7 protein-coding genes and 1 pseudogene are annotated in these 6,956 nt (G+C 62.9%); 3 read left to right on the forward strand and 5 right to left on the reverse strand.

All coding sequences use genetic code 11. From position 1 onward, the window contains the following. A pseudogene (locus tag A3728_RS10430) lies at window positions 1–276 on the forward strand (transposase); the annotation flags it as partial. A gap of 52 nt (window positions 277–328) precedes the next feature. Next, entirely contained in the window at window positions 329–541 is a 213-nt protein-coding gene (locus A3728_RS10435; protein WP_067923148.1) for a hypothetical protein, read from the forward strand. 183 nt (window positions 542–724) lie between these two features. Here the strand turns inward: A3728_RS10435 and A3728_RS10440 are convergent, their stop codons facing one another. Continuing rightward, the gene (locus A3728_RS10440) at window positions 725–1,099 is read right to left on the reverse strand and encodes a hypothetical protein (RefSeq protein ID WP_067923151.1); all 375 of its coding nucleotides are present in this window, start codon (window positions 1,097–1,099) and stop codon (window positions 725–727) included. A 478-nt stretch (window positions 1,100–1,577) separates the two neighbouring features. Here A3728_RS10440 and A3728_RS10445 point away from each other — a divergent pair, with 478 nt between their 5' ends. Then, window positions 1,578–3,116, forward strand: coding sequence for a Fic family protein (locus A3728_RS10445; protein WP_082851038.1), 1,539 nt, complete (start codon window positions 1,578–1,580; stop codon window positions 3,114–3,116). Window positions 3,117–3,585: 469 nt separating this feature from the next. Here A3728_RS10445 and A3728_RS10450 read toward each other — a convergent pair whose 3' ends face one another. The 4 genes from A3728_RS10450 to A3728_RS10465 all read right to left on the reverse strand — a co-directional run. Then, a complete protein-coding gene (locus tag A3728_RS10450) occupies window positions 3,586–4,509 on the reverse strand; it encodes a DMT family transporter (protein WP_067923158.1) in 924 nt (307 codons plus the stop codon). Continuing rightward, complete coding sequence (locus tag A3728_RS10455) at window positions 4,506–5,561, reverse strand: 3-carboxy-cis,cis-muconate cycloisomerase (RefSeq protein WP_082851045.1); 1,056 nt, start codon at window positions 5,559–5,561, stop codon at window positions 4,506–4,508. The genes A3728_RS10450 and A3728_RS10455 overlap by 4 nt, the downstream gene beginning before the upstream one ends. Then, entirely contained in the window at window positions 5,558–6,343 is a 786-nt protein-coding gene (locus A3728_RS10460; protein ID WP_067923161.1) for an alpha/beta fold hydrolase, read from the reverse strand. The genes A3728_RS10455 and A3728_RS10460 overlap by 4 nt, the downstream gene beginning before the upstream one ends. An 8-nt stretch (window positions 6,344–6,351) precedes the next feature. Further along, a partial coding sequence (locus A3728_RS10465) for a 3-keto-5-aminohexanoate cleavage protein (RefSeq protein WP_067923166.1) occupies window positions 6,352–6,956 on the reverse strand: 605 nt, incomplete at its 5' end.

Genomic DNA, 6,956 nt, shown 5'->3' on the forward strand with positions numbered 1-6,956 from the left:
CTATCAGGCCGAGCTTCGAAAACGCGGCATCCTGATCTCGATGAGCGGCAAGGGGAACTGCTATGACAACGCGATGGTCGAGACGTTCTTCAAGACCATCAAGTCGGAGCTGATCTGGCCGGTCGCCTGGCAGACCCGCCAGCAAGCCGAGAACGCCATCGCCAGATACATCGACGGGTTCTATAACCCCGTCAGGCGGCACTCATCGCTCGGCTCCCTAAGCCCCATCGCATTCGAGCGCAGGGTCCGCGAAGTGAACTAAGCGCTCTCCACTAAAAACGGGCAAGTCCAAGTTGCAGTTGGGCATCCCGGAGGGGACGCGTTCCAGATGCAGACAGTAGCTCCACAGACCCTCTTCCTGCTCGAGGGTCAGGGCTTTCACGTTGTAGCGGTGAACGTAGCCGGGGAAGCCGGACAGCGCCGGCGGGGCAGCGGGGACAAGGCCCTTTGCGTTCAGCGCTGCCACGATCATATCGTGGTAGCATTGCATCGGGTCCGGGTTCTGGGCGATGCGGGCTGTGTTGAGCTGGAACATATGTAATCTTTCTGTAGCTGTCGGCAGGGTACGGCCGAATTGAGGATGGGTCCCGTGGCAGGAAGACTTCCTACGAGGGGCAAGGAGGAAATGGGATCGATCAGGAAAGGGCGGAAACACCGAGCTGCCGGGGCCGCGAGGTATTCTCGACCTTGCAGGTGTTCGCCTGTGTGTCCCGATCCGCAGGCTTCAGGCGGTCCGATACCGGGGGCGCCTGTCCGCATACTCGAAGGGTAGCTCGCGCACGCCGGTCAGGACTTCGACGACGATGGCGGCCGCATGGTCAAAGGCCGCGCGCCGGGTCGGGAGGATGAGATTTTCCCGCGTGGTGAGGACATCGGGGTCGCCGAACGGCATGTCGAAAATGACATTGCCGATCCAGCCATCTCCTTTCTGCACAAGTTCGATCCCTGCGAGCCTGTCTGCGGTAAATTGCGCGGGCAGACTGTGGACCGGCTTGTCCTCCGGGATGAGGCCGCGGGCAGCCAGGGAGTTGGTCACTGCCTCCAGCAGGGTGGTGGCGGGAGAAGCAGTCGTCGCGGTGGAGTTCTGAAAGTCGAGCAAGGTAGGCCTCTTTTTGACACTGATGCGGAAAGCCGCAGGGATGAGGCCGATCAGTGGTCGGAGACGTCTCGCCCTCGAAAAGTAGGTAGGTTCAACGAATTTTGAGGAAAAACGACTTCCGCGTACTTTTTTTGAAATTTCCTGGAGAACAAGATGTGGAGCCCGGGCTTGCACATCTTCGTCGAGGAAAACCTGGCCGGACGAGGTGCTCGACAAGATCGTCCGGCCTGGGCGCGGATATTGAGAACCTCGTCAACCTCCCATCCGATTCTACTCGTCGTAGTTCGTTGGAGGACCTCTTAACCTCGTCGGTCGATCGCCGTAAATCGATCCGTGATCTGACATGCCCGGACTGCGGCGTAAATTTGAACCGTTTTTCACGAATAATACCTATTCAAGAACATTTTTCATGTGCTAGGAACGGATTTCATGGACGCAACGCTCTGCTGCAAAAATTCACGCCAAGGGAACGGAATTCATGCCATCGGATCAACAGGTACTTTTTTCGGGCCCGAGAACCGTTTTTCAGGAGCGTCGCCTTCCTGAGACCGCCACCTTGGCAGGCTACAGCGCACTGATTGACGCCTACAGATTATCTGTGCCACTGCCCCGCAAACTTTCGGCAACCGGGAACCATCACCGGATCGTTGAGGATGAGGTTTGGCGCATCCTGACGCCGCGACACGCCCCGAGTGCAGAACTGGATGGCCACCTCACCTTCGCTCTCAAATACGAAGGGCTTGATCTTGCTGTCCTCGCGAAGCTGTTCGCGGCCACCGGGCCTGACGGCATTGTTGACATCGTGCGCAAAAAGCCGACCGGCAGCTACGCAAGGCGCATCTGGTTTCTGTTTGAATGGCTAACGGGAAGCCGACTGAATCTGCCAGATACAGAGGGCGGTCGCTACGTGCCTGTCGTTGATCCCGACCAACAGTTCGCGACGGAAGGGGAAAACGCTCCCCGATATCGCGTCAAAAATAATCTGCCGGGAACCAGAGACTTCTGCCCGCTGGTCTTTCGCACGCAAAAGCTAAACGAGTTCATCGCGATGGACCTGGCCAGTCGAGCCCGCGCGGTCATCGCGGACCTCCCCCGGGACTTGCTCGCGCGGACGGCTGCTTTCCTTCTGCTCAAAGACTCACGTTCCAGCTACGCGATCGAAGGCGAGCGTCCACCACAAGACCGAATTCAGCGTTGGGGCCGTGCGATCGGCGAGGCCGGTCGCCAGCCGCTCGACCGCGATGAGCTGCTACGACTGCAACGGATCGTCATAGGTGATGCCCGGTTCGTCAAGCTGGGTTTCCGCGACGAAGGCGGTTTTGTTGGCGAGCATGACCGCGAAACAAGGATGCCGTTGCCTGATCATATAAGTGCCCGGCATGAAGATCTTCCGTCCCTGACTGACGGGATGATCGCTTTTGATCACGGTGCGTCTCGGCACTCTGACCCGATCGTGTCCGCTGCAATCCTCGCATTCGGTTTTGTCTACATACACCCGTTTGAAGACGGTAACGGCCGGCTGCACCGCTACCTGATCCACCATGTTCTGGCGGAACGCGGCTTCAACCCACCAGGGGTGGTCTTTCCGGTGTCCGCCGCGATCCTAGAACGCATAGATGAGTATAGAACGGTTCTTGAGAGCTATTCAGCACGACTGCTGCCGCTCATCGAGTGGGAGCCGACGGAAAAATTCAACGTTCGGGGCTTGAACGACACAGGCGATTTCTACCGCTTCTTCGACGCAACGCCACACGCAGAATTCCTCTATTCATGCGTCCAAAAGACAATCGAAGAAGACCTGCCGTACGAGACAGCATTCCTTCGAAATTACGATGCATTCCGCAACCAGGTCGAAGCCATTGTTGATATGCCTGGCCATACCATCGATCTGTTGTTTCGCTTCCTTCAACAGAACGGAGGCACCCTGTCGCGTCGCGCCCGAACCAATGAGTTCAAGGAATTGACCGACGACGAAACGGCGCGGATCGAGCACGTCTTTGCAGAAACAATGATTTAGATCGAGGTGGCCTGGGACTGATGCCGGGTTTGAATGGGTCACGTCCGTCAAGGTGGTGTAAATTGCGAGATGGCCTGAGGTCATGATCAGGCGGCTTTCGTGGTAATGCTGAGAATGGGGTCGATCTCCTCCTTGTCGATCTGGTCTGGCCTGTGGGACAGGCTTTGTATCATACTCCATGCAACTCTCTGTATTCGTACAGAATTTGCACTTCGTTTGTGAATCCACCCGGCTACAAACTCATATCTCATAATGAAGTTTATGTTCAATATAATGCAATTCGATCTCGGCATGCATTTTCGTAGCCATATCCGCTATCCAGAAAAGAGTTTGTAGTTCGCGCCAATTTTCACTGACCCCAGAAGAATAGTTGCAAACGGCGATTTTTCTTATTTGAACTCCTTGCATGTGAGTTGGACGCCCACGCGCATGGCTTCGCAATGCACCGCCGTTGCGATGACGGGCTGGATCAAGCCAGAACTAAAAACGCTACACCTCCGAAAGCCAGTCCGGAAGCCAGAGTAAATGTCCAGCCGGGCCGTCGTTCTGTGCGAAAGACGACGCCCGCCAGCCACGCGGCGAAGAACATCTCGACCGACGCGATGATGGCAACTGTGGCCACTCCGGCGTAAACCAGCGCGAAGAACAGCAGGATCTGTCCGATGGAAATTCCCGACGCCGCCGCTAGCTGCCAGCCGGTAGGCCGTCGCCGCACCGCCGCGAGCTGCGCGGCGAACTCCCGCGACACTGGCGCGGCCAGGCAGTAGAAGGTTATCCCCGCACAGGCGCCGATGGCAGTGCCCAATAATGGGTCGGGCAGGCCCGCGATCCCCAGCTTACGCGCCACATAGGACCCGCCGTAGCTGGCGGCGGACACCACAGCCAGCACGCGCCCGGTCGTCCGCGCCGCCCCGCCCCACGCGCCTTCGGCGCCCCCGGCCACCGGCGGCGCTGTTATCCAGACGATGGCGATGCCCGCGAAGATGAGTGCGAAGGCCGCGACGATCTGCGCGCTCAGCCGTTCGCCCAGCACAACGGTGGCCAACACCGTGGCAAAAACCGGGATCAGCCGGCGCAGCAGCGACGTTTCAATAGCACCCGCCAGTTCGATGGACCGAAAGAACGACACGCGGCCCAGCACTGTGGCCAGCAGTCCCGCAAGGCAGAACGCGCCAACCCCCGCCCACAGCTGCGGCGACGTCGCGGGCAGCGGCGGGCCGACGAACAGCCACGCTACCCCCGAACTGATCGCGGTCAGCAGCACTGACAGCAGCACAGCAGTGCCGCGCCCGCCGTTGGCGCGTGCGTCTTTTGTGGCTGCGACCGACGCGAAGGCATAGCAAAGCGCCGACAGCACGGCGAGCGCGGCGCCCAGCGTGGCGGAAGAGCTCATCGGTCGCCCATGTCCTCGATCCTTTCGCACAGCGCCTGCGCCGCTGTGACCCCCCGACCAGTGGCACACGACATCTGTGGTAGGAGCGCCCATTCCAGCATCCACGCCGCACCCGAGCGTTCCTGCTCGTGGATCAGCGCGTGCTGCATCCCTGACAGCGCCCCCGCGTTCAGCCGCGCCAGCGTCACCAGCAGCTCGGCCAGCACCGGGTTCGACTTGTGGGGCATGGCCGATGATCCGCCGCCGCCCGTGATGCGGATATCGTCCAACCCCTGCTGCGCCATCAGCGCAATGTCCTGCCCCATCTTGCCAAGCGTCCCGGCGATGCCCGCCAGGCAGGCCGCATAATGCGCCACCCCGCCCCGGTCGCTTTGCCACGCGTGATCGGGCGCCGACAGTCCCAACCGCGCCCCCATGGCGTCGGCGATGGCCTGAGCTTGGTTTCCGAAGCCGTGGCGCGTGCCGACCGCGCCTCCCAGCTGCAACCGCTCGACCCCCGCGTGCGAGGCGTCGAGCCTGCGCGCCTGCGCGGCCAGCGGCGCGCGCCAGTCGCGCAGCCTATCGGCCACCCGGATGGGCAGCGCCGCCTGCATCCGCGTCCGCCCCATGAGCGGGCGATCCCCGAACCGTTCTTCGAGACCGCCGAGCGAGCCGTCCCGCGTGCACAGCCGCTGCGCCAGCAGGCCCGAGACCGATTTCAGCGTCAGCGCCAACGCGGTGTCCATCACGTCCTGCGACGTGGCGCCGTAGTGGATGGCCTCCTTGTGCGCAGGATCGGCCGCGCGCCAGCGGCGCACCAGCGCCGGGATCGGCAGGCCGTCGCGGGTTACGTCCTCCGCTAGAGACGCTGGATCGATGACGCAGGCCTCCAGCATCGCTGCGGCGGCAGCACCATGGCCCGGTGGCACCCGGCCCGCGGCCTCCAGCGCGTGGGCCAGCGCTACCTCGAACGCGGTGTAATGGGCCAGTTGCGCCTCGGGCGACCACAGAGCTTGCATATCGGCATCGCCGAACAGGCCGCCGAGCCACGGATGGGTGAAGACGTCGCTCACCCCAGCCGCCCGTGCATATCCGACACCAGTTCCGCAACGCGGTCGGGCCACTCCAGGCAGGGCGGATGACCCACGCCCTCCAGCGTGACCAGAGCGACGCCGCGAATACCCCTGGCAAGGTCGGCGACGATTTCAGGCGGGGTCGCTAGATCATCCGAGCCGGCTATGCACATCACCGGGCAGCACAGGTGCGGCAGCGCTGCAGAAAGATCCGCGTCGCGGATTGCCACGCAGGCGGCGCGATACACTGCCTGCGGCGCGCGCGCCAACATCATGCGCCAGCCCTCGGTCTCGACCGGGTGGGCGTCGCGGAATCCCGGCGACAGCCACCGCTCGATCCCGCCGCCCGACATTGCGGGCAGGCCCAGCGTGTCGAGCTCGTCCATCCGCGTCTGCCACATCTCGGCGCTGCCGATCCGGTAGGACGTGTTGCTCAGGAGCAGCCCGCCCACCAGGTCGGGGCGGCTGTCGGCCAGTTGCAGCGCGATCAGCCCGCCGATGGACAGCCCCACCACCAGCGCGTCCGACAGCGCCAGCTGCTCCATGGCGTCGGCCAGATCCTGCGTGAAGCCCGCGATGCTGGCGGTCTGCCCCGCGGACAGGCCGTGGCCGCATTTGTCGTGGCGCAGCACCGGCGCACCCGCGGGAAGGCCCGGGAGCACCGCGTCCCAGATCCGCAGGTCGGTGCCCAGCGAGTTGATAAAGACGATGGACCGCGGGTCATCGCCCGGCCGCAGATCGGCGTGCAACGTCTTGCCGCCCAGGTTAAAAAACCGGCGCATAGGGCCCATCACGCATCGGCAACGGGCCGCAGGCCCAGAAGCGCGCGTGCCTTGGCCGGGCTGGCCACGGGGCGATTATTGGCCGCGCAGATCTCGGCCGTGCGCCGCACCAGCGCCGCGTTCGACGGCGCCAGCCGGTCCTTGTCGATCCGCACGTTGTCCTCAAGCCCCGTGCGCGCGTGCCCGCCCGCGGCGATGGCCCATTCGTTCAGCGTAACCTGGTGCCGTGCGATCCCCGCAGCGCACCACGGCGCGTCGTCGCCGAACAGGCGCTTGACCGTCTGCACGTAGAAATCGAACACGACGCCATCGACCGGCATGGCGTTCTGCACGCCCATCACGAACTGCACGTAGGGCTTTGCCGCGATCTTGCCCTCGGAATGAAGCTTGGCCGCCTGGAAGATATGCGAGAGATCGAACGCCTCGATCTCGGGCTTCACGTCGTATTGCTTCATCTCGGACGCCAGCCAGTCGACCAGGTCGGGCGGGTTCTCGTAGACGCGGGTGGGGAAGTTGTTCGACCCCACCGACAGCGACGCCATGTCCGGGCGCAGCGGCAGCATCCCGCCCCGCGCCTGCCCCGCACCCGACCGCCCGCCGGTCGAGAACTGGA

Source organism: Sulfitobacter sp. HI0040 (assembly GCF_001634885.1).
Taxonomy (GTDB): Bacteria; Pseudomonadota; Alphaproteobacteria; order Rhodobacterales; family Rhodobacteraceae; genus Sulfitobacter.

Bases quoted from the DNA above. Each gene is read 5' to 3' on its own strand.
- A3728_RS10435 (WP_067923148.1), top strand. From the start codon at position 329: ATGCAGACAGTAGCTCCACAGACCCTCTTCCTGCTCGAGGGTCAGGGC.
- A3728_RS10445 (WP_082851038.1), top strand. From the start codon at position 1,578: ATGCCATCGGATCAACAGGTACTTTTTTCGGGCCCGAGAACCGTTTTT.
- A3728_RS10450 (WP_067923158.1), bottom strand. From the start codon at position 4,509: ATGAGCTCTTCCGCCACGCTGGGCGCCGCGCTCGCCGTGCTGTCGGCG.
- A3728_RS10460 (WP_067923161.1), bottom strand. From the start codon at position 6,343: ATGCGCCGGTTTTTTAACCTGGGCGGCAAGACGTTGCACGCCGATCTG.